General features: G+C 67.0%; 25 protein-coding genes. 16 read left to right on the top strand and 9 right to left on the bottom strand.

Features of this window, described 5'->3' with window-relative positions; all coding sequences use genetic code 11:
- Positions 1-40: 40 nt before the first annotated feature.
- Positions 41-2,077 (bottom strand): prolyl oligopeptidase family protein, encoded by a 2,037-nt coding sequence (locus FXF75_RS10820; protein ID WP_163521871.1) that lies wholly within the window; start codon positions 2,075-2,077, stop codon positions 41-43.
- A 175-nt stretch (positions 2,078-2,252) separates the two neighbouring features.
- Between FXF75_RS10820 and mvk the strand changes: the two genes are divergently transcribed.
- The 4 genes from mvk (at position 2,253) to idsA3 (ending at position 7,025) form a co-directional block, all read left to right on the top strand.
- Complete coding sequence (gene mvk / locus FXF75_RS10815; protein ID WP_163521870.1) at positions 2,253-3,287, top strand: mevalonate kinase; 1,035 nt, start codon at positions 2,253-2,255, stop codon at positions 3,285-3,287.
- A complete protein-coding gene (locus tag FXF75_RS10810; protein WP_163521869.1) occupies positions 3,288-4,052 on the top strand; it encodes an isopentenyl phosphate kinase in 765 nt (254 codons plus the stop codon). It abuts the gene before it with no gap.
- A gap of 557 nt (positions 4,053-4,609) precedes the next feature.
- Complete coding sequence (locus FXF75_RS10805; RefSeq protein WP_163521868.1) at positions 4,610-5,962, top strand: ribonuclease J; 1,353 nt, start codon at positions 4,610-4,612, stop codon at positions 5,960-5,962.
- Between the two features lies 1 nt (position 5,963).
- Complete coding sequence (idsA3, locus tag FXF75_RS10800; RefSeq protein ID WP_163521867.1) at positions 5,964-7,025, top strand: geranylfarnesyl diphosphate synthase; 1,062 nt, start codon at positions 5,964-5,966, stop codon at positions 7,023-7,025.
- A 360-nt stretch (positions 7,026-7,385) separates the two neighbouring features.
- Here idsA3 and FXF75_RS10795 read toward each other — a convergent pair whose 3' ends face one another.
- Together FXF75_RS10795 and FXF75_RS10790 are read right to left on the bottom strand one after the other, a co-directional pair.
- Positions 7,386-7,787 carry a hypothetical protein gene (locus FXF75_RS10795; RefSeq protein ID WP_205427424.1) on the bottom strand — a complete coding sequence of 134 codons (402 nt, stop codon included), beginning with the start codon at positions 7,785-7,787 and terminating at the stop codon, positions 7,386-7,388.
- Between the two features lie 206 nt (positions 7,788-7,993).
- Positions 7,994-10,081: a bacterio-opsin activator domain-containing protein gene (locus tag FXF75_RS10790; protein ID WP_163521866.1), complete on the bottom strand. Its 2,088-nt coding sequence runs from the start codon at positions 10,079-10,081 to the stop codon at positions 7,994-7,996.
- 114 nt (positions 10,082-10,195) lie between these two features.
- On the opposite strand from FXF75_RS10790, the gene FXF75_RS10785 reads away from it, so the two are divergent.
- The 3 genes from FXF75_RS10785 to FXF75_RS22105 all read left to right on the top strand — a co-directional run bounded on the left by FXF75_RS10785 (position 10,196) and on the right by FXF75_RS22105 (position 13,380).
- Positions 10,196-11,920, top strand: a complete 1,725-nt coding sequence (locus FXF75_RS10785) for a glutamate--tRNA ligase (RefSeq protein WP_163521865.1) — start codon at positions 10,196-10,198, stop codon at positions 11,918-11,920.
- Between the two features lie 246 nt (positions 11,921-12,166).
- Positions 12,167-12,607 (top strand): hypothetical protein, encoded by a 441-nt coding sequence (locus FXF75_RS22110; protein ID WP_205427422.1) that lies wholly within the window; start codon positions 12,167-12,169, stop codon positions 12,605-12,607.
- 53 nt (positions 12,608-12,660) lie between these two features.
- Positions 12,661-13,380, top strand: a complete 720-nt coding sequence (locus FXF75_RS22105) for a cyclase family protein (RefSeq protein WP_205427420.1) — start codon at positions 12,661-12,663, stop codon at positions 13,378-13,380.
- A 12-nt stretch (positions 13,381-13,392) separates the two neighbouring features.
- On the opposite strand, the gene FXF75_RS22100 is transcribed toward FXF75_RS22105, so the two are convergent.
- From FXF75_RS22100 to cysK, 3 genes are all read right to left on the bottom strand, one after another.
- Positions 13,393-13,554 carry a hypothetical protein gene (locus tag FXF75_RS22100; RefSeq protein WP_205427418.1) on the bottom strand — a complete coding sequence of 54 codons (162 nt, stop codon included), beginning with the start codon at positions 13,552-13,554 and terminating at the stop codon, positions 13,393-13,395.
- Between the two features lie 23 nt (positions 13,555-13,577).
- Positions 13,578-16,001: a tRNA(Met) cytidine acetyltransferase TmcA gene (tmcA, locus tag FXF75_RS10775; RefSeq protein ID WP_163521864.1), complete on the bottom strand. Its 2,424-nt coding sequence runs from the start codon at positions 15,999-16,001 to the stop codon at positions 13,578-13,580.
- Positions 16,002-16,068: 67 nt separating this feature from the next.
- Positions 16,069-17,004: a cysteine synthase A gene (cysK, locus tag FXF75_RS10770; RefSeq protein WP_163521863.1), complete on the bottom strand. Its 936-nt coding sequence runs from the start codon at positions 17,002-17,004 to the stop codon at positions 16,069-16,071.
- A gap of 122 nt (positions 17,005-17,126) precedes the next feature.
- Between cysK and FXF75_RS10765 the strand changes: the two genes are divergently transcribed.
- From FXF75_RS10765 to FXF75_RS10735, 7 genes are all read left to right on the top strand, one after another.
- A complete protein-coding gene (locus FXF75_RS10765; RefSeq protein WP_163521862.1) occupies positions 17,127-17,666 on the top strand; it encodes a GNAT family N-acetyltransferase in 540 nt (179 codons plus the stop codon).
- Positions 17,667-17,837: 171 nt separating this feature from the next.
- The gene (gene rpl7ae / locus FXF75_RS10760) at positions 17,838-18,200 is read left to right on the top strand and encodes a 50S ribosomal protein L7Ae (RefSeq protein WP_163521861.1); all 363 of its coding nucleotides are present in this window, start codon (positions 17,838-17,840) and stop codon (positions 18,198-18,200) included.
- Between the two features lie 12 nt (positions 18,201-18,212).
- Positions 18,213-18,440, top strand: a complete 228-nt coding sequence (locus FXF75_RS10755) for a 30S ribosomal protein S28e (RefSeq protein ID WP_137287534.1) — start codon at positions 18,213-18,215, stop codon at positions 18,438-18,440.
- 3 nt (positions 18,441-18,443) lie between these two features.
- Positions 18,444-18,635: a 50S ribosomal protein L24e gene (locus FXF75_RS10750; RefSeq protein WP_163521860.1), complete on the top strand. Its 192-nt coding sequence runs from the start codon at positions 18,444-18,446 to the stop codon at positions 18,633-18,635.
- Positions 18,632-19,096 carry a nucleoside-diphosphate kinase gene (ndk, locus tag FXF75_RS10745; RefSeq protein WP_163521859.1) on the top strand — a complete coding sequence of 155 codons (465 nt, stop codon included), beginning with the start codon at positions 18,632-18,634 and terminating at the stop codon, positions 19,094-19,096. Before FXF75_RS10750 ends, ndk begins: the two co-directional genes overlap by 4 nt.
- Before the next feature lie 139 nt (positions 19,097-19,235).
- On the top strand, positions 19,236-19,889 hold the full coding sequence (locus tag FXF75_RS10740) for a glycerophosphodiester phosphodiesterase (RefSeq protein ID WP_163521858.1): 654 nt from the start codon (positions 19,236-19,238) through the stop codon (positions 19,887-19,889).
- A 93-nt stretch (positions 19,890-19,982) separates the two neighbouring features.
- Positions 19,983-20,300: a hypothetical protein gene (locus tag FXF75_RS10735; RefSeq protein ID WP_163521857.1), complete on the top strand. Its 318-nt coding sequence runs from the start codon at positions 19,983-19,985 to the stop codon at positions 20,298-20,300.
- A 240-nt stretch (positions 20,301-20,540) separates the two neighbouring features.
- On the opposite strand, the gene FXF75_RS10730 is transcribed toward FXF75_RS10735, so the two are convergent.
- From FXF75_RS10730 to FXF75_RS22095, 3 genes are read right to left on the bottom strand one after another with little or no spacing between them, the layout of a single operon-like run.
- Positions 20,541-21,053, bottom strand: coding sequence for a hypothetical protein (locus FXF75_RS10730; protein WP_163521856.1), 513 nt, complete (start codon positions 21,051-21,053; stop codon positions 20,541-20,543).
- A complete protein-coding gene (locus FXF75_RS10725; RefSeq protein WP_163521855.1) occupies positions 21,043-22,788 on the bottom strand; it encodes a sodium/proline symporter in 1,746 nt (581 codons plus the stop codon). The genes FXF75_RS10730 and FXF75_RS10725 overlap by 11 nt, the downstream gene beginning before the upstream one ends.
- Complete coding sequence (locus tag FXF75_RS22095; RefSeq protein ID WP_205427415.1) at positions 22,778-22,924, bottom strand: hypothetical protein; 147 nt, start codon at positions 22,922-22,924, stop codon at positions 22,778-22,780. The genes FXF75_RS10725 and FXF75_RS22095 overlap by 11 nt, the downstream gene beginning before the upstream one ends.
- A 193-nt stretch (positions 22,925-23,117) precedes the next feature.
- Between FXF75_RS22095 and FXF75_RS10720 the strand changes: the two genes are divergently transcribed.
- Together FXF75_RS10720 and FXF75_RS10715 are read left to right on the top strand one after the other, a co-directional pair.
- On the top strand, positions 23,118-25,505 hold the full coding sequence (locus FXF75_RS10720) for a penicillin acylase family protein (protein ID WP_163521854.1): 2,388 nt from the start codon (positions 23,118-23,120) through the stop codon (positions 25,503-25,505).
- Positions 25,502-25,843, top strand: coding sequence for a hypothetical protein (locus tag FXF75_RS10715; protein WP_163521853.1), 342 nt, complete (start codon positions 25,502-25,504; stop codon positions 25,841-25,843). The genes FXF75_RS10720 and FXF75_RS10715 overlap by 4 nt, the downstream gene beginning before the upstream one ends.
- The last annotated feature ends 58 nt before the right edge of the window (positions 25,844-25,901 follow it).

Raw genomic sequence — 25,901 nt, 5'->3', positions numbered from 1 at the left:
CGAAACGACTTAGCCGAAAGCAGTTTTGTCTGATATCACGTTACGGTTCCGATACGTCTAGTCGGTCGTAGAGGAACGCCCACCTGTCGAGTTGCTCAGAGACGGCCATCGACGTCGGCTTGCCGACACCGTGGCCCGTCTCCGTCCGGGTCCGGAGGAGAATCGGCTCCTCGCCAGTGTTGGCGGCCTGCATACGGGCGGTCATCTTTCGGGCGTGACCGGGATGGACGCGGGTGTCGCCCGCCGCGGTCTCGAAGTAGACCGCCGGGTACGCGCGCTCTTCGACGTTGTGGTACGGCGAGTACGCCCGGAGGTACTCGAACGCCTCGGGGTCCTCCGGCGACCCGTACTCGATAGTCCACGATTCCCCGAGCAGGAACTCGTGAAACCGGAGCATGTCGAGCAGCGGAACTCCGCAGGAGACGGCACCGAAGAGGTCCGGACGTTGCGTGACGGCTGCGCCGACCAACAGACCGCCGTTCGACCGACCCATCGCCGCAAGCCGCTCCGGGCGGGTGTAGTCGGCCTCGATGAGACCCTCGGCGACCGCGTAGAAGTCGTCGAAGACGTTCTGCTTGTTCTCGCGCATGCCCTGTCGGTGCCAGTCTTCGCCGTACTCCGAGCCACCCCGAACGTTCGCCTGCACGTAGACCCCACCGTCTTCGAGGAACGGAACACGGAACCGGTCGTAGCTCGGCGTGAGGTTGATGCGGAATCCGCCGTAGCCGTAGAGGACGGTCGGGTTGTCGCCGTCGCGCTCGACGTCGTCGCGGTGGACGACGAAGGCCGGGACCTCGGTACCGTCCGCGGACTCGAAGAACCGCTGTTCGACCGTAAGGTCGAGGTCCGACTCGGGGTCGCGTTCGTTGATAGTGGTCGTCTCGCCGGTGTCGGTCCGACCGTGTGTGACCCACGGAGGGCGGTCGAACGTCTGGGCGCGGAAACAGAACTCCGGAGCGTCGGGGTCGTCGGTCAGGTCTCCCCGACCGACGGCGGCGTACTCCGGCAGGTCAACCTCGCGTCGGTGGTCGCCGTCGCGGTCGTAGACCGACAGCGACGAACGGGCGTCACGCTGGCTCTGGACGACGAGCGAATCGCCCGCTACGACGAAGTACGTCAACGTATGGTCGCTCTCGGGCACGAGTTCGGCGAGTTCGTCTGGGTCGGTCTCGGTCGCGGTCGCGTCGCAGGCCACCACGCGCGAACGCGGGGCTTCGTAGTCAGTCAGCATGTAGACGGTGCCGTCCGCGACTTTCGGTCGGAAGGAGGCGTCGGTGTCGGCGACGAGTCGAACCAGTTCGCCGTCGGCGGGGGCGGGACCGTCGGACTCCCAGCGGTACACGTCCGAGTGCGTCCATCCTGCGTGGAACGCGACGACGAGCGTGTCGTCGGTGTAGCCGAGTGACGGCCAGACGTGTTCGCCCACGTCGTCGGTGAGAACCGGGTCGTCGACCGCCCGGGACTCGCCAGCGCCGAGTTCGTGGTAGCGAATCTGCTTCTCCAGTTGGGTGCCTTCGTCGGCGGACCCGGAGGTGACGTAGTAGAAGTTCTCGTTCGACCACGCGAGACCCTCGGGACCCGCCCGGCCGCAGTCTCGGAGCACCTCCACGGTTTCGCCGGTCTCGGTGTCCACCACAGTCACGTCGTACTGCTCCTCACCGCCTTCCGCCCGACCGTAGGCGACGAGCGACCCGTCGGGCGAGGGCGTGTACCAGTCCAGTGACTCACCGTCGGGCCACTCGTTCGGGTCGGCGAGGACGGTCGGTGCGGCGTCGAGGTCCGACCGGACGCAGAGTTTCGCGTGGTCCTCGTCGGCGGTCTCGATAGTCTGGAAGTAGCCCCGTTCTCGGGGCGTGACGACGCCGTACTCCGAGACCGCGGCACGGCTCTCCAACCGCGGCGCGAGTCGGTCGCGGGCGTCGGTATCGAGGACTCGGTCGGCGTACTCGTTCTGACGTTCGACCCACTCGTAGACGTCCTCGTCGTCGTCCTCGAGCCAGCGGTACGGGTCGCGTATCTCCTCGCCGTGCATCTCCTCGACGACCTCGCGTCGCTCGGTACCGGGTGGGTCGTGCATACCACGCGTTGGGCAATCTATCGTCCTTAAGCTTCCGGGAGTGTGCAAGTCGATGACGGCGGTCAAACGAGGCGCGGAGTTCTCCGTCACTCGTACCGAACTCGACGTTTCTCGCACCCCGTCACCTGCAGTCGCCTTCGCAAACGAATTAACCCCCGGAGCGGAACCCTCCGACATGGTCGTTTCGAGCGCTCCGGGCAAGGTCTACCTGTTCGGAGAACACGCGGTCGTCTACGGCGAACCGGCGGTGCCGTGCGCCATCGAGCGCCGGGCGCGAGTCACCGTCGAAGCGCGGGACGACGACCGCATCCGAGTGCACGCCGAGGACCTGAGTCTGGACGGGTTCACGGTAGAGTACAGCGACGAGAACGACGACGCGCCCGACGTGGACGTCTCGGAGTCGCTCATTCAGGCCGGAATCGGGTACATCGACGCCGCGGTCGAGCAGGCGCGCGACGCCGCGGACGCGCCCGACGCCGGCTTCGACATCACCGTCGAGAGTGACATTCCGCTGGGCGCTGGGCTGGGTTCCTCGGCGGCGGTCACCACGGCGGGTATCGACGCCGGGACCCGGGAGTTGGGCGTCGAACTCCCCGCCGAGGAGGTTGCCGAGCGAGCCTATCGAGCCGAACTCGAAGTACAAGACGGCGAAGCCTCTCGGGCCGACACCTTCTGCTCGGCGACGGGCGGCGCAGTCCGAGTCGAGGGCGACGACTGCCGGTCCATCGACGCCCCCGACCTGCCGTTCGTCATCGGGTTCGACGGCGGTACGGGCGACACCGGCGAACTCGTCGCGGGCGTGCGGGCGCTCCGCGAGGAGTACGACTTCGCGGCCGACACCGTCGAGAGCATCGGGGACATCGTCCGCCACGGCGAGGAGGTCCTCACCGAGACCACCGGCGAGCATGGCGGCGCGAGCGAGTCGGAGTCGCTCCGCGAAACCATCGCGGAACTCGGCGAACTGATGAACTTCAACCACGGCCTGCTCGAAGCGCTCGGGGTCTCCTCGCGGTCGCTGGACCAGATGGTCTGGGCCGCCCGCGACGCGGGCGCGCTCGGCGCGAAGCTGACCGGTGCTGGCGGCGGCGGCTGCATCGTCGCGCTGGACCCGACCGAGGGAACCGAGACCGCGCTGGAGTACACGCAGGGCTGCGAGACCGCGTTCCGTGCGCGACTCGACACCGACGGCGTGCGCGTGGAGGACGAGTAGATGGCGGGCGGCGAAACCACCGTCGTCAAACTCGGCGGGAGCGTCGTCACCGACAAGGACCGCCCCGAGGCGCTGGACGGACCGGCGCTCGACGCGGCCGCCGACGCCATCGCTGACGCACTCGCCGCGGCCGACGTTTCGAACCTCGTCGTGGTCCACGGCGGCGGAAGCTTCGGCCACCACCACGCCAGCGAACACGGCGTCTCGAAGACCCGCGGCTCCGGAGACGCCGCTGCTGCTGTCGAGATACACGGTGCGATGAAGACGTTGAACGACTTCGTCCTCTCGCGCCTCCACGACCGCGACGTCCCCGCGGTTCCGGTTCACCCCTTCTCGGCAGCCTCCCGGAACGCGGAGGCCGACCTGACGCTGCTGACAGAGCAGGTCGAGACCATGCTCGGCGAGGGGTTCGTCCCGGTTCTCCACGGCGACGTGGTGGCCCACGAGGGCGAAGGCGTGACCATCCTCAGCGGCGACGAAGTGGTCACCGGCGTCGCTACCGGCATCGACGCCGACCGCGTGGGGTTCTGTTCGACGGTTCCCGGTGTGCTGGACGACAGCGACGACGTAATCCCCGAGATTAGCGCTTACGACGAGGTGGCCGACTATCTCGGCGGGAGCGACGCGACCGACGTGACCGGCGGGATGGCCGGGAAAGTCCGTGCGTTGCTGTCGCTGGGTGCGCCAGCGACGATTTTCGGTCCCGACGACCTCCGAGACTTCCTCGCGGGCGAGGACCCCGGTACCCGAATCGACGGACGGTAGGTTCACCGCGACTGCAGCGGTGATTCCTCGACCCCCGTGGCGCTGACGTTCGTTCGACCTCGGACAGTAAATTGGCTCAGCTCTTTCGAGTTAGTCGGACTGGCGGTCCGCGGCCCGCACCGAGCGACCGCACGAGGCGTCCGTGCCGAGTTCGCCCCGTTTTCGCATTTAAACCTCGGTGAGTAGTTGGCGGACCGAACGGGATGTCCTATTGTTCCCTCTGCTCGTGACTGACAACCGTTCTCGGGTTCCGAGACGGTGAAACAGGGTCACGGTCTCTACGCGATTCGTTCGGTTTCGGTTCGATGTGTATCAACCACAACCTTCATATCGCGGTTAACTCGGTCAATCCCGGCAGTTTTTATTACCGGAGTGCGTAAAGCCCCCATAGACCGATAGCTCGGGAGTACGTGGCTGTTGCCACCCCGAGGTCCCACCGACGGCTGCAAGACGCCGCGGCCGGGACCTCGCGCCCGAGCAGGTTTACGTACGTACGGACGCCACGTGCGTGGTTCTGCCACGGAAACGGCGTGGCTTTGCGTACAAAAGGTGAAACTATGGAAATCGAAATTGCAACCATCGGCGGTTACGAAGAAGTCGGACGGCAGTGTACTGCCGTGCGCGCAGGCGACGACGTTGTCATCTTCGACATGGGGCTGAACCTCTCGAAGGTTCTCCTCCACGACAACGTCGAGACAGAGAAACTGCACAGTCTGGACCTCATCGACATGGGGGCCATCCCGGACGACCGCGTGATGTCGGACCTCGAAGGCGACGTGCAGGCCATCGTGCCGACCCACGGTCACCTCGACCACATCGGTGCCATCAGCAAGTTGGCCCACCGATACAACGCGCCCATCGTGGCGTCGCCGTTCACCATCGAACTGGTGAAACAGCAGATTCAGGGCGAACAGAAGTTCGGCGTCGAGAACGACCTCGTGAAGATGGAAGCGGGCGAGACGATGTCCATCGGCGACTCCGGGCAGGTCGAGTTGGAGTTCGTCAACGTGACTCACTCCATCATCGACGCTATCAACCCGGTCCTCCACACGCCCGAAGGGGCCGTCGTCTACGGTCTCGACAAGCGGATGGACCACACGCCCGTTCTGGGTGACCCCATCGACATGAAGCGCTTCCGCGAAATCGGCCGCGAGGGCGAGGGCGTCCTCGCCTACATCGAGGACTGCACCAACGCGGGCCGGAAGGGACGCACCCCGAGCGAGTCGGTCGCGCGGCGCCACCTCAAGGACGTCATGACCTCCGTCGAAGACTACGACGGTGGAATCGTGGCGACGACGTTCTCCAGCCACATCGCTCGCGTGAAGAGCCTCGTGGAGTTCGCGAACGACATCGGCCGTGAACCGGTGCTCCTCGGGCGCTCGATGGAGAAGTACTCGGGCACCGCGGAGCGACTCGACTTCGTGGAATTCCCCGAGGACATGGGGATGTTCGGCCACCGCAAGTCCGTGGACCGGACGTTCAAGCGAATCATGAAGGAGGGCAAGGAGAACTACCTCCCCATCGTCACCGGCCATCAGGGCGAACCGCGCGCGATGCTTACCCGGATGGGTCGCGGCGAGACGCCGTACGAACTGGAGGACGGCGACAAGGTCATCTTCTCGGCCCGCGTGATTCCGGAACCGACCAACGAGGGTCAGCGCTACCAGTCCGAGCGCCTCCTGAAGATGCAGGGCGCGCGCATCTACGACGACATCCACGTCTCGGGCCACCTCCGCGAGGAGGGCCACTACGAGATGCTGGACGCCCTCCAGCCCCAGAACGTCATCCCGGCCCACCAAGACATGAAAGGGTTCGCCCCGTACGTCAGCCTCTGTGAGAGTCAGGGCTACGAACTGGGACGCGACCTCCACGTGACGAGCAACGGCAACATCATCCAACTCGCCGAGTAACATGACTGACGCGAGCGCCGAGACATTGGAAGAGCAGGTACTCGGAGCGGTCGAACAGCGACGCGAAATCGTCAACGCGGCCATCGAGGAGGACCTGCCGATAGACGAACCGGAGCGTCTCTACGAGGCCGTTCGGTACCTGCTCGACGCGGGCGGGAAACGCCTGCGGCCGACCGTGTTGTTACTCGTCGCCGAAGCGCTCGCGGACGTAGACGCGGACCCCGGAGACGTGAACTATCGGGACTTCCCGGACGTCAACGGTGAGGACGTGGACGTGATGGCCGCCGCAGTCAGCATCGAGGTCATCCAGTCGTTCACGCTCATCCACGACGACATCATGGACGACGACGACCTGCGTCGGGGCGTCCCCGCGGTCCACCGGGAGTACGACACCGGAACCGCGATTCTCGCGGGCGATACCCTCTACTCGAAGGCGTTCGAGATTCTCATCGAGGGCGACGCGCCCGCCGACCGCGTGGTCGAGGCGGTGGACGTGCTGGCGACGACCTGCACGAACATCTGTGAGGGGCAGGCCCGCGACATCGCGTTCGAAGGGCGGGACGACGTACTCCCCGAGGAGTACCTCCAGATGATAGAGCACAAGACCGCCGTGCTGTACGGCGCGGCGGCAACCATCCCGGCTATCCTGCTCGGTGCCGACGACGAGACCATCGAGCAACTCTACCAGTACGGTATCGACGTGGGCCGGGCGTTCCAGATTCAGGACGACGTCCTCGACCTGACGGTGCCGAGCGAGAAACTCGGCAAACAGCGCGGGAGCGACCTCGTCGAAGGCAAGCAGACCATCATCACGCTCCACGCCCGCGAGCAGGGCGTGGACGTGGACGGACTGGTGGGCACCGACGACGTCGATGCCGTCACCGAGACCGAAATCGAGGAGGCGGTCGGTCGTCTCGAAGCGGCCGGAAGCATCGACTACGCCAAGGAGAAAGCGCAGGAGTTGGTCGAGACCGGGAAGAATCGCCTCGAAGTCCTCCCCGACAACGAGTCGAAGGAACTCCTCGAAGGAATCGCCGACTATCTCATCGAGCGCGGTTACTGACACACCCTCCCAAATTTTTCGGTATCGTCGATGACGCGGTAGCTACGGCCCTCTGTCGTTTGCGTTCATCTGTCGTTCGTGTCTATCGCTCGTTCGTGTCTATCGCTCGTTCGTGCCGTCCCATTTTCGTCCGTTTTCGCCCGCTCGCTCACGTACTATCGGGACGTGTCACAGACAGAAGGGTGTCCGTGCGGGTGGAACGTCGGCGAGAGGATAAGACCGAGTGGTGTCAGGGGAATCTGATGTCCGGAGAAAGCAGTACGGAGAGGGAGTCGATAGAGAGGGCAGATGCGGAGGGGAGAAGATAGGAAGGCGGAAACACGGGGAACAGCGTCAGCGGGGGACTATTCGTAGCGGGGACTATTCGTCAGGAAATTCCTTGTAGTGGGTGTGTTCGAGGTACTCCTCTAGCGTCGGTTGTCGCCAGTAGCGGACGACGTCGCTTCGAGCGTCGTACTCGACGATGTCCGCGTCGGCGAGACGCGGAAGGTGTTTCTCCCGGAGTTCGTCGGCGATTTCCTCTCGGAGGGACTCGGTTATCGGGTCGTCGTCGGTGCGGGCCTCCCACATCGCGACTTCGTCGGCCAACGTTTCCACGTCGGCCAACCCGTCCCCGGTTCCGAGGAGCGTGTACAGTGCGTATCGACGACGACTCTCCGCGAGGAGGTCGAAGAGCGTGTCGAACGAAGGAGTCCTGACTGCGCGACCGTTCTGGAGGGCGTGGTCGCTTTCGTTTCTCGACCGAATGGAATCGTAGTTCATGGCGGCTGACCTCCACTCAAATCGTTCGCCTGAAGGGACTAACAAACCCATGCCTCAACATTAAGGTAACCCCGCGAGAGAGTGTCAAACGCCGAATATCAACGGTTTTAGAGGTAGAACGAACGTTCACTCAACAGGCGACGACCCCACCGAACGAACGTTCGGTCGCATCCGGCGAAGACGGCTGGCGACGGCTAGAAGAACGTTCAACTGTCGAGAAAGGTACCGACGAGTTTCCGCTGGGCGGCCCGGAGGTGCTGGTGGAGCGTCGGCGACGAGATGTCGAGCGACTCGGCGACGTCCTCGCCTGTGCTCTCCCGGGGATACTCGTAGTAGCCCGCGAAGTACGCCGCTTGGAGCGCGGTTCGCTGTTTGTCGGTCAGGTCTTCGCCGAGTCGCTGGCGTAACCCCTGTGACGTATCGACCGGTCGGTCGGCCTCGTGCTTGCTCACCAGTTCGGCGTCCGGGTAGGTCGTTCTGAAGGTATCGACAACGTTCCGGACGTTCACGTCCGAGGACGCCTCCACGACGTACCGCGCCACGCCGTCTTCGGCCACCGCGGATTCGACGACGGTACCGGCCTCGACGAGTTGGTTGACGCCAGACTCCGGGGTGTGGAGTTCGAGGAGACTCTCAGTGTCGTCCTCGCTAACGACTCGGCTCTGTTCCACCGTGGCGATGTCGTCGAGACGGTTCAGTACCGTCGATGCCGACGCGCCTTCGACCGCGACGTATTCGAGCAGTCTGTCCTCGGCGACGGCGACGACGCCTTCGAGGCTGAACTTGCAGTCGAGTTCGGTCGAGAGTCGGGCGAACCCGGAGTTCGACCCTTCGACTCGGAACTCCAGTTCGACCGTGGTGTCCGAAAGCAGCAGGTTCCGGTTCTTGACCGCGTTGATGGCGAAGGCGACGATTTCCCCGAGCGTTTCGAGTGCGGTCAGTTCGCGGTCACTGTACGCTCCGGTACACGCTCCGCTGATGCCGAGGATACCGTGGTTCGTGTTCCCGTACGTGAGCGGAACGAGGACCGCGGAGGGAATCTCCATGTCGAGCATTATCTCGCGCTCTCGCTCGGAGAGGATTTCGGACTCGGCGGCGTCGCGGACGACGACCGACTCCCCTTCGCGGACGACGCGCGCGAAGGAGTTCTCCTCGTCGGGGCGGGCACTTGTCGCCGCCACGAGTCGCTCTAGGTCGCTGCGCTCGGTGCCGACGACGACGTCCGGGTGCATCCGCTCGTCTTTGACCCACGGTCCGCCGGTCCACGCGAACTCGTAGAACTCCGAGTTGGCTAACTCCTCGCAGACCGTCCGTTCTATCTCCTCGCGGGTCGCCGAACCGACCAACGACTGGACGATGCTGTGAATCAGCCCGTTGATGCGGTTCAGGCGAGTCAACGCGTCCCGACTCTCGGCGAGTCGTCGCTCGTTGTTCCGGCGGTCGGTCACGTCACGGGCCACCCAGACCACCGCCTCGCGGCCGTCGATGGTACCGCCGAGGGGCGCGATTCGACCCTCGAACCAGCGTTCGCCCGACGCGGTCTCGGTCTGGTACTCCGTCGTCTCCACGCCGCCGGTTTCGAGCGTCTTCCGGACGAGACCGAGGAAGCGGTCGGCCTGCGACTCGGGGAAGGCGTCGTGGAGGTGCGTGCCGACGAGTCGCTCCTGTTCGATGGTCCGGAGGTCCTGCGTGTCCGGGCCGGTCATCACCTCCAGATACTGGCCGTTCTCGTCGATGACGAACGCCACGTCGGGGAACGCGTTGGTCAGTTCGCGGAGTCTGTCCACCGAGATACCCGATTCGGTCTCGACGCTGGCGGTGGCGACGGCCCGACCCACCCGGTTCCGGAGGTGGTCGCCGCAGGTCCCTTTGGGCAGGTAGTCCGTCGCCCCCATCCCGATGGCCTCGCTCGCCACCGCCTCGCTGCCCGACCCGGTGAACAGGACGAACGGCAGGTCCGGGTAGTGGTTCCGGACGGATTCGAGCAGGCCGAGTCCGTCGTCGTCGGGGAGGTCGTACTCGCTGACGACACAATCGACGCGCTCGTCGGTCGCGAGGAACTCGCGCGCGGCGGTAGCCGTCGAGACGGACGACACCGACACGTCGTCGTCGTCCGACAGCGCCGACGGCGGGCCGTCCTCGTCCACGCAGAGGACCCGGACCGTCTTCCGAGCGGTCTCGCGCGCCGGTCGGTCCCCCATCGGTCGGGCTTCCGTCGTTCCGTCTTCGGTCGCCCGTTCTGCACGCTGTCGGTCGCGGTTCGCCCGTTCGGGGGTCTGTCGTTCGGAGGTCACTCTCTGGGAGTCCGTACGCTCCGGCGAACCTAAGGGTCCCGGTTAGTGCGCCGGGGCGTTCGGGGTGAACAGAATCCGGACGAGTTTTCCCGAAGACCGTCCAAGCGCAACGTAATGAACGACGAACTCCGAGAGCGAATCGAGACGGAGGCAGAGAAACACGCCCTCGTCAACGCGGTCAAGCACGAGAGCGAGGCCGACGTGGGCGCGGTCATGGGACCGCTGATGGGCGAGAACCCCGACTTCCGCCAGCACGGCGACGAGATACCCGGCGTCATCGGACCGGTCGTCTCGCGGGTCAACGAGAGTTCGAACGAGGAGCGCCGCGAGCGACTCGCCGAACTCGCGCCCGACTGGTTGGAGGAAATCGAGAGCGAGGACGAGGGCGAGGACCATCCCCTGCCCGACCTCCCGAACGCAGAGGAGTACGACGACGTTCGGATGCGCCTCGCGCCGAACCCGAACGGCCCGTGGCACGTGGGCCACGCCCGGATGCCCGCGGTCATCGGGACGTACGCCGAGGAGTACGACGGCGAGTTCATCGTCCGATTCGACGACACCGACCCCGAGACCAAGCGACCGCTGCTGTGGGCCTACGACGAGATTCTGGACGAGGTCGAGTATCTGGGCTTCGAACCCGCCGAGGTCTACCGCGCCAGCGACCGCCTCGAAACCTACTACGACCACGCCCGACGCCTCATCGAGAAGGGCGGGGCCTACACCTGCTCGTGTTCGGGCGAGGAGTTCTCGGACCTGAAGAACTCTGCGGAGGCCTGCCCCCACCGCGACAAGGACGCCGAGACGACGATGGCGGAGTTCGAGGCGATGGTCGAGGGCGAGTACGAGTCCGGCGAGATGGTCCTCCGCGTGCGGACCGACATCGAACACAAGAACCCGGCGCTGCGCGACTGGGTCGGCTTCCGCATCATCGACACGCCCCACCCGCGCGAGGAGGCCGAGGAGTACCGCTGCTGGCCAATGCTCGACTTCCAGTCGGGCGTGGACGACCACCTCACGGGCGTCACCCACATCATCCGCGGCATCGACCTGCAGGACTCCGCGAAGCGCCAGCAGTTCGTCTACGACTACTTCGACTGGGAGTACCCCGAGGTCATCCACTGGGGCCACGTGCAGGTGGACGAGTACGACGTGAAGATGTCCACCTCGACCATCCGCGAACTCATCGAATCGGGCGAACTCGACGGGTGGGACGACCCGCGCGCCCCGACCATCCCGAGCGTCCGCCGACGCGGCATCCGCGGCGAGGCCATCGTGGAGGCGATGGTCGGTCTCGGCACCTCCACGAGCAACGTGGACCTCGCGATGAGTACGGTCTACTCGAACAACCGCGAACTGATAGACGACGGCGCCGACCGCTACTTCTTCGTGCGCGAGGACCACGCCGACTTCACGCTCGCCGGGGAGTTCCCGGACGCGGCCCACCCGCCGGTCCACCCGGACCACGAGGAGCGGGGCACCCGCGACATCGACCCGGGCAACCGCGTCCGCATCGAGGAGTCCGACGTGCCCGCCGACGGCGAGCGCATCTGGCTCAAGGGCTTCGGGTGCTTCCGCAAGGAGGACGACGAACTCGACTACGTCGGCGACGACATCACCGCGGTCCGCGAGGAGGGCGTGGACGTGATTCACTGGGTGCCCGCCGACAGCGCGACGCTGACGCAGATGCGGACCCCCGACGGCGACGTGGTCGGCTACGCCGAACCCGGATTCCGCGAGGCCGACCCCGACGAGATGGTCCAGTTCGAGCGCGTCGGGTTCGCGCGGGTGGACCGGCAGGAGGCCGACGACGAGACGGTCGTCTACTTCGCCCACGAGTAGGCACAGTCGGACCGAGAACACCCCGTCGGCCGACGAGCGAGTCGAGTTTCTGATTCTTCGAGACCCCACGACACAGGAGCGGAACCATCGCTCTCGGGCGGGGATTCCGTCTGTCGCATCCAAAAAATCATACGTATCGGCGAAGTCGGTACGCGTGGCATTCCGTGTCACGGAGTGAGTGTGACCCCGTCGGGTGAAACAGACTCGCCTTCGGGGCACCACCGCGGAGGGAATGCCGGGGGAGACATGACCGAGAAACAATCAGAGCCGACCGACGACAGCACCGCCGCCGACATCGACCGACGCGACCTGCTCCGGGGAACCGGCGCGCTCGCCGCGTTCGCGCTCGCCGGGGTCAGTCCGGCCGAGGTTGCGGCACAATCAGACCGACCGGAGGGCGACCTCGAAGCGCTGCTCGAAGACGCGCCGCGGAACTGGGGGCGATGGGGCGAGGACGACGAACTCGGGGCGTTCAACTTCCTCGGGAGCGAGGAGGCGCTCGCCGGGATGGAGGCCGCCACGAGGGCCGACGCCGACGGAGTCGAGACGTTCACGCTCCAGATATCGATGACCGGCGAGGTCGCCAACGACCCCATCTTCCCGACGAGAACCTCGCGCGACGAACGAACACGCAGGACGAGCGGTCCTACGAGACGGGTGAGGCCGACCCGTCGGCCGGGGGCCTGAAGTTCAGCGACGACCGATTCGTCAACCGACTCTACCCGCAGGGGACGAGTCATGTGGACGCGCCGGGCCACGCGTGGTACGGCGACCGGATTTACAACGGATTCGACGCCAGCACGACCGCGACGACCAAGGAGTTCGACGAACCGCTAGAGAACTGTGACGGCGAGCAGGTGAGCGAGACCCGCGGTCTGAGGCGGGCAGACATCTCGCCCGTCGCCGACCACGGTATCGTCGGCCGGGGCGTCCTGCTCGACGTGGGCCGGGCGCTGGGCGGGGAGAACGACCGACTGAAGCCCAAGGCTTGCGTCTCGAAGGAGGACCTACAGCGGACTGCCTACCAGCAAGACGTGACGCTCGGGAAGCGCGACGTGCCCCTGATTCGGACCGGGTCGGCCGCTCGCGCCCGCGACGACGACCCGAAGTACGAGTGGAAACCGCTCGAAGAACCGGGAATCTGCTACAGCGAGGAGTTGGTGAACTGGGTCCACGAGATGGAGTTCCCCGTCGTCGGTGGCGACACGCTCAGTGTCGAAAAGAACGTACAGGTCATCGACGGCGAGCAGTATCTCGTCCCGCTCCACGGGGCGTTCCACCGCAACCTCGGGGTCCCGTTCGCGGAGGTGCTGTGGCTCGAAGAACTCGCGGAGAGTTGCGCGAGCGACGGGGTGTACGACTTCCTGTTCGCTGGCGCGCCGCTGAACATCGAGCGCGCGACCGGCGCGCCCATCAATCCGGTCGCGGTGAAAGCGTCGAAGGACGGGGGGTCAGGCTGACCGACGCCGGTCTCACGGCCACTCGTCGTCCTCGGCTATCGGGTCCGCGACCACGCCGTCCTGCTGGGCCAGCGCGCGGGCGTGGCCAGCGCAGACCTCGCGGTTCTCGGCCCACGGGACGTGGAGTCTGACGGTCGCGGGTTCCGAGCAGTCCGACTCGGCGCACTCGGCCATGGCGGCGTTCTACTCGCTCCCGGCTAATCGATGTACCGGCGTTTCTCCGCCGTCGCCGCCTCGGTGCCGTACCGGTCCACCAGCGGTTCGTAGGCGTCGCCGAGCGCGCGCATGCACTGGCCCGCCGAGTGGAAGCCGAGTTCGTCGGCCACCTGCGGCCACGGGTGGCCCTGCAGGACCTTCCGGACCAGCAGTCGCTCCTCGAGCGGGGAGAGCGCGTCCGAACTCCCCTGCGGGTCCACGAAGTGCTTCAGCGCCACTCGTCGGAACGGTCTCGGCGCGGCGTCGTACAGTCCCGGTCCGTACGCGCTCGACGCGACGGTTCGCCAGTCCCAGTCCGAGAGGTCGAGTTCGACCGGCGCGTCCACCGACCGCAGGAGTTCGCGCACCACGTCGGCGTCGGCGTCGCGCAGGGGGTCGGCCAGCATCGACGCGACGCGGGAGGCGAACCACCGGGCGTGGCGGTCGCGGAGGGCCGCGCCCGCCTCGCTCAGCGGGTCGAGCATGAGCGCGGAGTACTCCCCGCTGGTGTCGTTGCGTGTTGTCGAGAGCTGAACCGCCCGGTAGCCGTTCTCTCGCCAGAACCGGAGGAGTTCGGGCGTCGCGCCGTAGCCGACGCCGAGCCAGTCGAGGTCGTCCGCGAACTCCCGGCGAATCTCGGCCAGCAGGCGCGACCCCAGACCGCGGGACCTGACCGCGTGGTGGGTGGCGATACGCATGACCCGCATCCCCGCGGTGACTCCCGCCCGTTCGTCGCGGAGTTGGGAGGTCAGCACGTCCGGGAGCATGTTGCCCCGCACGCGGCCGCCCTCGTACATATGTTCGCGCACGTCCGCCGGGAGGTCGCCCTCGCGGGCCAGCAACGCGACACCGACGACGTGGTTCCGCGCGCTCGCGGACGCTGAGTCCGGCCGGACCAGCGCACGGACCGCGAGGTTCGGCGCGTCGAGCAGGCGCGCGAGGTCGTCGGGTTCGGTCCGGTAGTGAGCCAGCACGAGCAGGCCGAACACCTCCCGGAGCAGGGTCTCGTCGCCGAGCAGGTCGTCGGGCGAGAGCGCGCGGTACTCGACTGACTCGGCCCCGGCGTCCCGAACGACCTCCTCGACGGGCGGCCGGGCGTCCAGCAGGAGCGCGTCGAACGCCCAGACCTCCACGGGGTCGCCCGCGGCGTACCGAATCGGTTCGTCGAGTCGGGTCTCGACGACCTCGTGGTCGCTCTCGGCGAGTCGGTCGCGGAACCTGACCGAGAACCCCCTCCCCGCCCCCTCGTAGCCGTGGATGGTCGTCGTGAACGCGACCCGCGGCGCGGCCAGAAGCCGTTCGAGCAGTCTGACCGACAGCGCCGCGGCCTCGTCCACGAAGACGGCGTCGGGCGCGCTCGACTGGTCGCACGCCTCCGACCCGCCGGACGCGTGCGGCGAATCGGCCGCCTGGTCTCGGGGGTCGCCGAGCAGGTCGGCGGTCTCGGTGGGTTCGGCGAAGCGAACGCGACCGCCGCCCCCTTCGTCTCCTCGCTCGCCTGCTCGTCCGTCTCTCCGTTCGCCCTCGCCGCGACGTTCACTGACGACTCGAATCTCTCGGGGCGGGTCGCCGACGGTCTCGATTTCTTCGCCCAGCGTCTCCAACAGCGCCTCGGCCCGGACGAACACCTCGCGCGAACTCCGGTACTCCGGGGCCGTGACCAGCACGTCCGCGCCCTCGGCGGCGAGGCTCCCCGCCGCGATGCCCGCCGCGCTGGACTTGCCCCTGCCGCGGTCGGCCTCCACGACCACCGCGGCCGGGGACGCGGACGGCCCGGACCCGCGTAGCGCCTCCAGTTCTCCGACCACCGCCATCTGGTCTTGAGTGAGACAGGCGTCGTAGGCCGCGTCCGGGAATGCGCGGTTTTCGGGTAACTGCGGTACGTCGGTCGCGGTCGAGAGTCGTGGAGCGGGGCGGGTCAGGCCGTCGCGCTCGACGCGTCCGGAGTCCGCGTCCACGATTGCGACGCCGGGATGCGACCGGAGGGTCCGGACGAAGCGCCGCCGGAACCGACCCGTCACGTCGTCGACGTCGGCGGGCGGGACCGCCAGCGCCCGGTCGAAGTCGGTCCGGCGGTCGGCCCACTCGTCGAGCGGCGGGGTCAGGAGGACGAACAGACCGCCGCCGTCCACCGCGCCCACGACGCGGCCCACCGCGTTCGGCCGGAAGTCGGCGTGCGCGTCGAAGACCACGCAGTCGCGGGTGGTCCCGAGCAGGCGGTCGGCGCGCTTCGGGCCGACGCGCTCGCAGCCCAGTTTCCCCGTCCCGACCAGCGCGGTCGCATCGCGGTCGATTTCGGCGGCGTCGAGCGCCCGGTCGGCCGCGTCGTAACAGGCCTCGCGTTCGCCTGCGAGGACGAGCAGTCGGCGCTCGCCGACCGCGCGGGCTTCCTCCCGGAGCGCGGCGGCGACCTCGGCGAGAGTCATGTCCGGGGCTTGGCGCGAGGCGGACAAGGGGTTTTCCTTCGCGGGTCCGGCGTCGGGTCGAGGCGACCTACTCGTAGAGGTCGGTCGAGAGGTATCGTTCGCCGCCGTCGGGGAGCATCGCCACGACCGTCTCGTCGGGGTGGTCGCGCGCGTACCTCGCGGCGGCCGCGACGGCCGCCCCGGAGGAGATACCGACCGCGAGTCCCTCGGTCTGCGCGACGTTCCGGGCGGCCGCTTTGGCGTCCTCTCCGGAGACCGCCCGTACCTCGTCAACGAGTTCCTCGCGGAGTATCTCGGGGACGAACCCCGGACCGATTCCCTGAACGTCGTGGCCGTCGGCGCACTGCTCGGAGAGCGTGGGCGACTCGGCGGGTTCGACCGCGACCGCGGTGAAGTCGTCCGCGCCCCGCTCCTCCTTCGCGTACTCGGCAACGCCGGTGATGGTCCCGCCGGTCCCGACGCCCGCGACGAATGCGTCCACCGCCCCGTCGGTCGCGCGCCAGAGTTCGGGGCCGGTCGTGCGCCGGTGCGCGCGGGGGTTGGCCGCGTTCTCGAACTGGCGGGCCAGCACCGCACCCTCTCGTTCGTCGGCGAGTTCCGCGGCGCGTCGGTTCGCGCCGCCCATCCCCTCCTCGGCGGGCGTGAGTTCCAGTTCCGCGCCGAGCGCTCGGAGCAGTCTGCGGCGCTCCTCGGACATGGAGGTCGGCATCGTCAGCACGAGTTCGTAGCCCCGGGCCGCGCAGACCGCGGCGAGTCCGATACCGGTGTTGCCGCTGGTCGATTCGACCACGACCCCGTCCGGCCCGAGTTCGCCGCTCCGTTCGGCGGCGTCTATCATCTCGCGAGCGATGCGGTCCTTCACTGAGTAGGGGTTGCTCGCCTCGACCTTCCCGAACAGGTTGTCGGCGAACGCGTCGAGGCGGAGCAGCGGCGTCTCGCCGACGAGGTCGGCTATCGACTCCGCCGCGTCGAAACTCGTCGTGGACTCGCTCGATTCTGCCATCGGCGGAACTACCCGTAGCGAGACGGTAGTCGTTCGGTCGCACATCTTCGGCCGGTCGGGAGAATTGCCGGAACCCGCGACGTACCGGCGGATTTTTCAGCTACAGGTTCGTCCGCTGACGTATGCCCGGTCCGGTCTTCATCTCTGGCGAGCGCGTAGACCTCAGAGTAACCGAGCGCGAGGACCTCGACCTGCTCCAGCGCGCCCGAAGCGACCCCGACATTCGGACGGCGCTGACGTTCACCGAACCGCAGACTCGCGGACAGGTCGAGGCGTTCTACGAGAACACGGTCGCCGCGGACAACGGCGACGCGAACTTCCTCGTCTGTACGGAGAACCGCGAGGGCGCGCTCGGTGAGGTCGACCTCTTCGGAGTCGAGGACGACCACGCCGAGATAGCCTACTGGCTCGTCCCCGAGGCCCGCGGCGAGGGGTACGCGACCGAGGCCGTCACGCTGCTTCTGGACTACGCCTTCGAGACGCGAGGGCTTCGTCGGACGTACGCGCGCGTGGTCGAACACAACGACGGGTCACACGACCTGCTGGAACGACTGGGGTTCACCGAGGAAGGCCGCCTGCGCGAACACGTATTCCTCGACGGTGAGTACCGCGACGTGGTGCTGTACGGTCTCCTGCGCGACGAGTGGGACGGAGCGCCGTGATTCCGGTCCCCGTGCATTCGTTTCGCACGCCGCCGGAGCATTTGAAAGCGCTTTTAAGGGGTGACGAACTACGCAAGGATACGACCTGCGCGCGGTTGATGATGCTCCTAGCCGCAAAGGATTTGCCCGGCAGGGGAGCCTGAGCCGACGTGCAGGGAGGGTGAACAACCTATGCCAGTATACGTAAACTTCGACGTCCCAGCCGACCTCCAAGACAGCGCCGTCGAGGCGCTCGAGGTCGCACGAGACACAGGTAGCGTAAAGAAAGGAACGAACGAGACGACCAAGGCGATTGAGCGCGGCAACGCCGACCTCGTCTTCATCGCCGAAGACGTTCAGCCGGAAGAAATCGTCATGCACCTGCCGGAACTCGCCGACGAGAAGGGTATCCCCTTCGTCTTCGTCGAGACCCAGGACGACATCGGTCACGCCGCCGGTCTGGAAGTCGGAAGCGCCGCCGCGGCCATCACCGACTCCGGCGAAGCGGAAGACGACGTCGATGACATCGCCAACAAGGTCGAGGAACTCCGCTGAGGTGGTTGAGTCATGAGTGCAGAGGAAACTGAAGAAGAAAGCTCCACGCCCGCCGAAGTAATCGAAATCGTCGGCAAGACGGGGATGCACGGCGAGGCCATGCAGGTCAAGTGCCGCATCCGCGAGGGCGAGAATCAGGGCCGCATCATCACGCGGAACTGTCTCGGTCCCGTCCGCGAGGGCGACGTGTTGCAACTGCGCGAGACCGCCCGCGAAGCCGACTCCATCGGAGGTCAGTAACCAATGCCCCAGACGAGAGAGTGTGACTTCTGCGGGTCCGACATCGAACCCGGCACGGGGACGATGTTCGTCCGCACCGACGGCAGTACGGTCCACTTCTGCTCGGCGAAGTGCGAGAAGAACGCCGACCTCGGCCGCGAACCCCGCGACCTCGAATGGACCGAGGAAGGCGGTGCCGAGGAGGGTGAACAGTGAGCGAGACCGAGCGCACCTTCGTGATGGTCAAGCCCGACGGCGTCCAGCGCGGTCTCATCGGTGACATCGTCTCCCGATTCGAGGACCGCGGTCTGAAGATGGTCGCCGGGAAGTTCATGCAGATAGACGAGGACCTCGCCCACGACCACTACGGCGAGCACGAGGGCAAGCCGTTCTTCGAGGGTCTCGTGGACTTCATCACGTCCGGCCCGGTCTTCGCCATGGTCTGGGAAGGCCAGGACGCGACCCGACAGGTCCGCAAGATGATGGGCGAGACCGACCCTGCCGAGTCCGCACCGGGCACCATCCGGGGCGACTACGGTCTGGACCTCGGCCGCAACGTCATCCACGGTTCGGACCACGAGGACCCCGGCGCGAACGAGCGCGAAATCGACCTCTTCTTCGACGAGGAGGAACTGGTCGATTACGAGCGCATCGACGCCGAGTGGCTCTACGAGTAAGGTAGCGTTCGGCTTTCCTTCGTTTTACGATTTTTAGAGGGCGAGTAGCGTGTTCTCCGCGTCGCAGTCGTTCGAGAGAGCGGAGCGGCAGTTCGAAGAATCGCGAACGCATTTTCGTCTCCGCCACTAAGACTAGCGCGTGCAGATTACTGCCCACAGAGGCTTCGGGGACCGATATCCCGAGAACACGGTCTGCGCAGCGGAACGAGCGTCGGAGTCGGCCGACGTAATCGAAATCGACGTGCGGCGGTGCGGGTCGGGCGAACTCGTGGCCTCCCACTGGGACAACGTGGAACTGGTCACGGACGGCCGCGGCGACGTAGACGACCTCTCGGCGTCGGAACTCGCGTCGCTGCGCGTGGACGGGTCCGACTGGGGCATCCCGCTGTTGACCGACGTGCTGGCGGCGATTCCGTCGGAGGTGGGCGTCAACCTCGACCTTAAGGAGCGAGGTATCGCCGCGGACGTGGTGGACATCGTGTACAGCGTCGAGAACGACGCAGTCGTCTCGTCGTTCCACCTCGACCCGCTCTGGCGGACGCAGTTGCTGGACGAGTCGATACCGCTGGCGTTCAACTTCGGCGTGCGACCCGACGCCAACTTCCTCACCGCAGAGACCATCGACTGCGAGTACGCCAATCCCCACTGGACGCTGTGTTTCTTCACTGGCCTCGTCGAGAGCGCTCACGAGGCGGGCATGGAAGTCCACGCGTGGCCGGTGGCGACGCGGCCGCTCGCGCGGGCGCTCGAACGTCGTGGCGTGGACGGACTGGTACTGACCCGACCGCTGTGAACCCGGCCGAACGGCGGTGAAATCCGCCAAAATGCTGTACCTGCGTCCGCCAGCGCCACCAACGGTTTAGCCGAACGCGTCGCACTCCCGTCCATGGGGAAGGGAGACATCTCGTGGCCGTCGCACGCCGGTCGAGTCCTGCTCGCGTACCTGCGCGACGGCGAGGACGGCCTCTCGAACCTCGCCGAGGAGATACACCAGCGCGCTCACGACCAACCGGGAAGCAAGTTCGGCAAGGAGGAGGCCGCCTACCTCCCGCAGTCGCCGTTCCCGCCGAACATGTGGGTCAACTCCTGCGGTCGGTGTCGGTTCTGGGAGGAGGGCGCGCCCGGCGAGGCCGGGAAGTGCCACGTCGTCGGGCGGAAGGCCGACCGCTTCGGGGGCGAACACATCCACCGCGCGGTGGTGTAAGCTCTGGCTCCCGCCCGAGGGCGAACCCGCGTTTGCGTGGCTGTTCGAACAGTTGGACCCGACCGGGGCGGACCTCGTCCGGGGGGAGTACCACCCGCATCCGCGCGAAGCGGCCGACCAGCAGACTATCGACGAGGCGGTCGAGGGAGGCAGTCTCGGAGGGATGGGGGTCAGCCGCAGGAAGGTGAGTCGGAGGGCGATTGACCGGTAGAAGGCGTGAGCCGCGGACCGAAGCCGGGGTTACTCGTTCAGTTGTCGCTCGCTCCCGTCGAGGCTGTCGATAATCACGTCGCCGTCCGGACGCTCGGCGAGCCAGAACAACTTGTAGGCGTCGGCGACGCGAGCGAACTCCACGTCGGGCACGTCGGCGAGTATCGACGTGCGGAGCGTCCACCTGAAGGCGGCGTCGCGTGCCTTCTCGTCGGCCTGCTCGGGCGAGAGTTCGCTCGGCAGGACCAGCGCGTCCTCGACCGTCCGGGTCTCGAACTCCGGAACCGTATCGGCCCGGAGCGCGAGGCGGCGCGAGCAGTCCACGCTGACGACGCGGCGGTCCCGCCGGGGCGACAGCAGGGGTCGGTCCACCTCGACCTCGGCCTCGTACACCCGGTAGGGGTAGGCGACCGCGCCGACCCGCCCCGACGACTGGACCTCCTCGCGGGCAATTGCGGGCGGGAACACCGCGAGTTCGACCGACTCGTGGCGGTCGCCGACCAGCGCGTGCGGAGCCTCTGCCGCCGCGGTCTCAGCGCTCATCGTCGCTCCAGTACCCCGACGCGGCGACGTGGCCGCGGATGTTGTCGCCCTCGGTCACGACCTTCGGGGACGTGTCCCCGCCGGTCCCGCCGTCGGACCGGAGGTTCGACGAGGCTCGCGGACCGTCGGTCCGCTCACCGCCGTCGGTGGCGTAGTCGGGCGCGCCGTCGCCGTCCGTGGAGACGACCGCCGAGAGGGGCTTGTCGAACGCGTCGAAGTGGTCGTCCACGTCCGACGGCGGTTCGGTGAACAGCGAGACGACCACGAGCGTGACCGACGAGAGGACGAACGCCGGGAACAGGCCGTAGACCGTGACGAGACCGTACCAGAACGCGGCCGACTCCGGCGGCATCAGGCCGACCGTTTCGAGGACGGTCTGAAGCTGAGTCCACAGAATCATCGCGGACGCGCCGACCACCATGCTGGCGGCCGACCCCTTCGCGGTCACGCGCTTCCACCAGAGGGTGGCGATGACGGTCGGACCGATGGCCGCGCCGAGACCGCCCCACGCGTAGTTGAGGACGAGCGTGTAGATGGGCGTGTCCTTGGCGAGGAACGCGAACGCGACGCTGGCGGCACCGAGACCGAAGGTCACGTACCGCGAGTACTTCACCAGTTCCTCTTCGGAGGCGTCCGGGTCCACGAACCCGTGGTAGACGTCCTCCACGACGGCGCTGGTCGCCACGAGCAGTTGGGAGTCGGCGCTCGACATCATCGCGGCGAGCGCCGCCGCGAGGACGATTCCCGCCACCGCGCCCGGCAGGAGGTCGAGCGTCAGGCGCGGCATCGCGTTGTCGGGGTTGGCGAGCGCACCGTCGCCGAACATCGCGACCGCGTACAGGCCGACCAGCGCCGCGCCGATGTAGGCGACGAACATGAACAACTGGGCCACGAGCGCCGCGAGTCGGACGTTCTTCACCCGGTCGATGCCCATGAACCGCACCATGATGTGGGGGTTGCCGGGAACACCGAGACCGATAGCGGCGTAGCTGATAACGCCGAAGACGGCGGCCCAACCGGCGGCCCCAGCGGTGATGCTGGTCATCGACGACCCCGCCGTGGCCGCTACCTCCTCGAACGGCAGGCCCATGTTGGCGAACGCGATGACGGGCAGGAGGATGAACGCCGCGAGGATGATGGCTCCTTGGAAGTAGTCCGACCACGCCACGGCGAAGTAGCCGCCGAGGAAGGTGTAGCCGATGACGATGACGCCGCCGACCACGATACCGACCCACGGCTGGATGCCGGTCAGGATTTCGAGCAGGGTCCCGGCCGCGACGATTTGGGCGCCGACGTAGCCGCCCTCGAACAGCATGAGGACGACCGCAGAGATGCCCTTGACCGCGCCCGTGTCGTCGCCGAGTCGGGTGGCGAAGAACGTCGGGAGCGTCACCGACTGGACGAGTTCGGTGTACTTCCGGAGGCGCTTGGCGATGGCCGCCCACGCGAACAGGTCGGCCGGAATCATCCCGAGACCGTTGAGGAACGCCATGATACCGGTTCCGTAGGCGTCGGCGGGCACGCCGAGGGTGAGCCACCCGCTCATCTCGGAGGCGCGCTCGGAGAACCCGGTCACGACCGGTCCGATTTCGCGGCCGCCGATGACGTAGTCGCCCACCGAGTCCATGAACCGCGAGGAGTAGAGACCGATGCCCAGCAGGACGAGCAGGTAGAGCGAGAACGCGCCCAACACCCAGATACCCGCCTCGCCCGCGATGCCGCCGCTACCTTGCATACTCTCCCTCCTCGTAGCGTTCCCGGAGTCGCCGCTCTCGCTTCCCTTCCCAGACGTAGTACACTATCAACAGGACGAAGAAGACGACGTAGGGTCCGGCTACACCGAGCCAGTCGATGGTACTCATAGCGGGCATTATCGGTGGAATCGTAATCAAACGCGATATTTTGCTCTTTCGGAGTCACCGCCGGTCTCGTCTGGTCCGCCACGACGAATTCGTCGCTGTGGCGGCCCGACTCGTGTGCCCACGGACCGCCGGCCGAAACAACGGCGAACAACGCAGGACTCGTGGAACAGCGGTTTTATGCCAGAGACGTCATTCCTCTGGTATGGACATCGATACCACGCGACGTGCGCTCGTCGCCGCCATCGTGGGCGGCGGGACCGTCGGCGGGTCGCTCTCGCCGGTCCGGGGTTACCTCGACAGGTTCGCCCCGCACTCCGGGTCGGCGTGGCGCGACGCGACAGACCGCACGGACCGACGCGTCGAGAGTCCGTACGGCGCAGCCGAGGTGCGTTACGACGACTACGGGACCGCCCACGTCGAGGCGGACGGCGAACTGGCGCTCTACTTCGCGGTCGGGTACGCGCAGGCCGCCGACCGACTGTTCCAGATGGACCTCCAGCGTCGGGTGATGGGCGGCGAACTCTCGGAAGTCGTGGGCGAGCGAGCGCTGGACTCCGACGAGTTCCACGTGCAGATGGACTTCGCGGGCGGCGCGGCGGCGAATCTGGAACTCCTCTCGGACACTCCGACCGGCGACGCGGTCGAAGCGTTCGCCGAGGGCGTGAACGCCTGTCGGGAGCGGGAGTCGCTGCCCATCGAATTTGGTCTGCTCGACTACGAACCCGACCCGTGGACTCCCGCCGACACGATGCTGATGGAGCAACAGATATCGTGGGGGCTGACCGGGAGTTTCTGGACGCTCCGGCGCGAACTGCTCGCCCGGACGTTCGGCGCGGACGCCGCTGAACAGTTGTACCCCTTCCGGATGGACCACGACGCGCCGATTCTCCGGGAGAACGGTGGCACGGGCGACACGGGCGACCAGCAGGCAGGGCGGACCGTCACTCCTTCGGGGGCGTTCGCCGACGCGGACCTGCTCGATTGGCTCGGCGAGTTCGAGTCCCCGCCGGGCGTCGGGTCGAACAGTTGGGTCGTCTCCGGCGAGCAGACCGCGAGCGGAGAACCCATCGTGGCCAACGACCCGCACCTCTCGCTGATGGCTCCGCCGGTCTGGTACGAGATGAACCTCCGGACCGACAGCGTGAGCGTCCGCGGGGTCACCTTCCCGGGCGTCCCGTTCGTGGTCATCGGCGAGAACACCGCCGGAGCGTGGGGGTTCACCAACTCCGGGGCCGACGTCATCGACTTCTACAGGTACGAGACAGACGACGCGGGCGACCGCTACCGCTACCGGGGTGAGTGGCGCGAGTTCGACACCGAGGAGCGGACTATCGGGGTCGCCGGCGGCGAGGACCGGACCGTCTCGGTCCGGAAGACTGTCCACGGGCCGGTAATCGAACGCGAGGGCCAGCAGGTGGGCGTCTCGTGGACCGGTCATACCGCGACCCGGACCTCGCGGGCGATTCACCGCTACAGCAAGACCGAGGGGATGGACGACTTCCTCGCGGCGACCCGGAAGATGGACCTGCCGACACAGAACGTCGTCTACGCCGACAGAGAGGGTAACACCCTGTTCTACGTGACGGGGAAGATTCCGATTCGGCGGATAGATGGCGAAGAAGTGTGGGGAACGCGGGTCTTCGACGGGTCCGCGGGCGAGGCCGAATGGGAGGGCTTCGAACCCTTCGGCGTCTCCTCGTGGGAGGGGTTCGTCCCCTTCGAGGAGAAACCGCACGCCGTCAATCCCGACTACGTCGGCACCGCGAACCAGCGCATCGAGGACGACCCCGACCACTACATCGGCGAGCAGTACAGCACGCCGTACCGCGGTCAGCGCCTCTACGAACTGCTCGACCGGCGGGCCGCCTCCGAAAAACGCATGCACCCCCAGTTCATGCGACGCGTCCAGCGCGACGCCAAGTCGGCCCGCGCCGAGCAGTTGCGCGACGAACTGGTCTCGGCCGCGGAGGGGCGCGACGGTCTCGGAGACGCGGTGGCGACCCTCCGCGAGTGGGACGCCCGGATGACCCGCGACTCGCGGGCCGCGCTCGTCTTCGCGAAGTGGGCCGAGCAGTTCCGGAGCGAGACGTTCGCCGACGAGTTCGACGCGGCGGGTCTCGACGAGTCGTACTACCCGAACGACTGGGTGTTGGCGAATTTGCCCGCCGACAGTCGGTGGTTCGGCGACGAGGGCCGCGAGACCGTGATGGTCCGGGCGCTCCGGGCGGCCCTCGACGGAATCGAAGCCGGCGCGACCTACGGCGACTACAACACCACCGAGACCGTCACCCACCCGTTCGACCAGTCGTTCCTGAACTACCCGGCGTACCCGACCGACGGGTCGCCCTACACGCTGAACAACTACCGGAAGGAGTCGGCGGTCGGGAGCAGTTGGCGGATGGTCTGCCCGATGGCCGACCGCGAACGGTCGGTCTGCGTCCTGCCGGGCGGCAACTCCGGCGAGTACTTCTCGGGCCACTACGACGACCAGCTCCGACTCTGGGCCGACGGGAAGTACAAGTCGATGAGTCGGGACCTCGCGGGCGAGAGCGCCATCCGTTTCACGGACGCAGGGGAGGGCGAGCGATGAGCGTCGCTCGGGCGTGGTTGACCGAAGTTCGGACGAACCGCCGCGAGCGCTGGTTCGCGCTGGCGGCGGGGGTCGCGGTCGGACTCGCCGCGGCACAGGTCCACTGGTACGGGTTCGTCCTCGGGGGCGCGCTCGTGGGTCTCGTCTCGACGGACGCCAAGCGCGGCCTGCTGGCCGGAATCGGCTTCGGCGTGCTGGCGTGGGCCGTTTTCGCGGGACTCGTAGCTGCGAACGGGAACTTGCTGAAGTACGCCGGGATGGGCCGACTCCTCTATCTGAGCGTCGGGATTCCGGTGGGCCTGTCGGCGCTCGGGTCGCTGGTCCGGGGTGTCGTCTGACGTCTTCAGTCGAAACAACGGCGACGGTTGGGACGATTCCGTCGAACTGGAGAACGGA

Origin of the sequence: Halorussus sp. MSC15.2 (assembly GCF_010747475.1) — an archaeon.
GTDB lineage: Archaea > Halobacteriota > Halobacteria > Halobacteriales > Haladaptataceae > Halorussus.
This window is presented reverse-complemented; position numbering and strand designations above follow the sequence as displayed.

Bases quoted from the DNA above. Each gene is read 5' to 3' on its own strand.
- FXF75_RS10820 (WP_163521871.1), bottom strand. From the start codon at position 2,077: ATGCACGACCCACCCGGTACCGAGCGACGCGAGGTCGTCGAGGAGATG.
- mvk (WP_163521870.1), top strand. From the start codon at position 2,253: ATGGTCGTTTCGAGCGCTCCGGGCAAGGTCTACCTGTTCGGAGAACAC.
- FXF75_RS10810 (WP_163521869.1), top strand. From the start codon at position 3,288: ATGGCGGGCGGCGAAACCACCGTCGTCAAACTCGGCGGGAGCGTCGTC.
- FXF75_RS10805 (WP_163521868.1), top strand. From the start codon at position 4,610: ATGGAAATCGAAATTGCAACCATCGGCGGTTACGAAGAAGTCGGACGG.
- idsA3 (WP_163521867.1), top strand. From the start codon at position 5,964: ATGACTGACGCGAGCGCCGAGACATTGGAAGAGCAGGTACTCGGAGCG.
- FXF75_RS10795 (WP_205427424.1), bottom strand. From the start codon at position 7,787: ATGAACTACGATTCCATTCGGTCGAGAAACGAAAGCGACCACGCCCTC.
- FXF75_RS10785 (WP_163521865.1), top strand. From the start codon at position 10,196: ATGAACGACGAACTCCGAGAGCGAATCGAGACGGAGGCAGAGAAACAC.
- FXF75_RS22110 (WP_205427422.1), top strand. From the start codon at position 12,167: ATGACCGAGAAACAATCAGAGCCGACCGACGACAGCACCGCCGCCGAC.
- FXF75_RS22100 (WP_205427418.1), bottom strand. From the start codon at position 13,554: ATGGCCGAGTGCGCCGAGTCGGACTGCTCGGAACCCGCGACCGTCAGA.
- tmcA (WP_163521864.1), bottom strand. From the start codon at position 16,001: ATGACTCTCGCCGAGGTCGCCGCCGCGCTCCGGGAGGAAGCCCGCGCG.
- cysK (WP_163521863.1), bottom strand. From the start codon at position 17,004: ATGGCAGAATCGAGCGAGTCCACGACGAGTTTCGACGCGGCGGAGTCG.
- FXF75_RS10765 (WP_163521862.1), top strand. From the start codon at position 17,127: ATGCCCGGTCCGGTCTTCATCTCTGGCGAGCGCGTAGACCTCAGAGTA.
- rpl7ae (WP_163521861.1), top strand. From the start codon at position 17,838: ATGCCAGTATACGTAAACTTCGACGTCCCAGCCGACCTCCAAGACAGC.
- FXF75_RS10755 (WP_137287534.1), top strand. From the start codon at position 18,213: ATGAGTGCAGAGGAAACTGAAGAAGAAAGCTCCACGCCCGCCGAAGTA.
- FXF75_RS10750 (WP_163521860.1), top strand. From the start codon at position 18,444: ATGCCCCAGACGAGAGAGTGTGACTTCTGCGGGTCCGACATCGAACCC.
- FXF75_RS10735 (WP_163521857.1), top strand. From the start codon at position 19,983: ATGGGGAAGGGAGACATCTCGTGGCCGTCGCACGCCGGTCGAGTCCTG.
- FXF75_RS10730 (WP_163521856.1), bottom strand. From the start codon at position 21,053: ATGAGCGCTGAGACCGCGGCGGCAGAGGCTCCGCACGCGCTGGTCGGC.
- FXF75_RS10725 (WP_163521855.1), bottom strand. From the start codon at position 22,788: ATGCAAGGTAGCGGCGGCATCGCGGGCGAGGCGGGTATCTGGGTGTTG.
- FXF75_RS22095 (WP_205427415.1), bottom strand. From the start codon at position 22,924: ATGCCCGCTATGAGTACCATCGACTGGCTCGGTGTAGCCGGACCCTAC.
- FXF75_RS10720 (WP_163521854.1), top strand. From the start codon at position 23,118: ATGGACATCGATACCACGCGACGTGCGCTCGTCGCCGCCATCGTGGGC.
- FXF75_RS10715 (WP_163521853.1), top strand. From the start codon at position 25,502: ATGAGCGTCGCTCGGGCGTGGTTGACCGAAGTTCGGACGAACCGCCGC.